Here is a 1,507-nt window from a genome sequence, read left to right on the forward strand (position 1 = left end):
GCTACATCATTGCGCTTTTTAGAGGCTTCTTCACTATATTTTTTATAGGCTTTATCGCTGTATTTAAATCCTTCTTCCAGCAATTGTGTTGCCATTTCGCGGTTTTCATGGACGATTTGTTCCAGCTTGCCTACATCGAGTTGTTGTACACCCTTATGGGCAGTGGCAGTATCACGATTAAGGGAAGCTATGGTTTGATCAACGCCTTGCCCTGTCAATGCCTTCTGCCCTGCTTCATCAGTAATGACGATGGTGCCATCGCTAATGGCAGATTTGGTATATCCTTCCCTTGAATCCTGTTGTTCTGCATGATCTAAAACATTTTTGGCAATGTTTTTAGCGATGTCGTATTCGCCCATTGCACCACCCGCTGCAATGCTAATCCCATCACTGCTGGCTTTGGCACTCGCACTGTTGGTAATATCACTGGTGCTGATGCTTCCTGTGGTCAGGCTGTTTTTTTCTGCCAAGGCTGTGCTTTCAATAATACCTCCAGTCAGCGTTGTTTTATCTTTAACGGTGATCTCAAAGCCGTCATCACGGGCTTTAATGCCTGATTGTTCCACAACACTGTGATAATCGCTGGAGGATTGATCATTTTGGAAAGAGACGTTTATTGATGCACCATCAGGCTTTCCATTGCCTTTAACCCCAACAGAAACAGAGTTTTTTTTGCTGGAACTTTGTCCCGTATCACTGCGGCTGACAACGGTAAAATCACCTCCTACTTCCATTTTTACACGCTCTCCAGAAACCACTGCTCCTGCCAATGTGGTGTTTCCCCCACTGTTGGTGTGAACCGCGCCCGTGCCTATAATATGGGCGTTCTTTTGTTGAACCTGTTCACTGGAGCCTTCTCCTTGACTAAAGGAGGCATTGCCTGTTCCCTCTGCGCCACCGGTACCATAACTGGCTCCGATATTCATTGAAGCGCTTTGGTTATGGTTTTGTGTGCTTTGCGTGTTTTGCGCACTTTCAAAGGTAATGTGCTGTCCTGCATCCAAGTTGATATTCCCGCTCTGCGGATCATTGCCCAGCGCATAAACAGGATTGGTACCGGCAATAACGTCGGCTCCAACACCATGGATGCTGCCTTTGTGGGCTTTCATATTGACAGAACGCCCAGCTTCTATGCTATTGGTTACAGCAGTAGATGTCTGAGAAGACTTCTCTTCCTTTTCAGTCTTAAAGCCTACGGTAACACTGGTAGAAATATCCACCATTTTGAGAAGGGAATCTTTTGTTGATCCGCTCTTTATCCCATTATAGAGATCTTTGCCTTTGTTATAGAGATCTTTGCCTTTTAGACCAAGAATGATGCCATTGCCGATTTTGTGTTTTGTATCCCCATGACCAAAACGTTTTCCTGCATCCTTTATATCTTGTATGGTACTAAGAATGCCAACATTGACAGAACCTGTAACACCAGCAAAGAAATTTTCATGTTTTTTTTGTGTCTTAGAGATATCTTGGCTTTCCGAAAGCGTGATATTATTACCGGCATCAA

The 1,507-nt window shown here is 44.4% G+C and carries 1 protein-coding gene; it reads right to left on the minus strand.

Annotated features, from left to right (window positions below; translation table 11 throughout):
• Positions 1 to 1,507: hemagglutinin repeat-containing protein (locus ACFINE_RS09700; protein ID WP_375621886.1), on the minus strand; the 1,507-nt coding region annotated here is incomplete at both ends.

Origin of the sequence: Bartonella sp. AA97HXZ (assembly GCF_042196985.1) — a bacterium.
Classification (GTDB): Bacteria; Pseudomonadota; Alphaproteobacteria; order Rhizobiales; family Rhizobiaceae; genus Bartonella.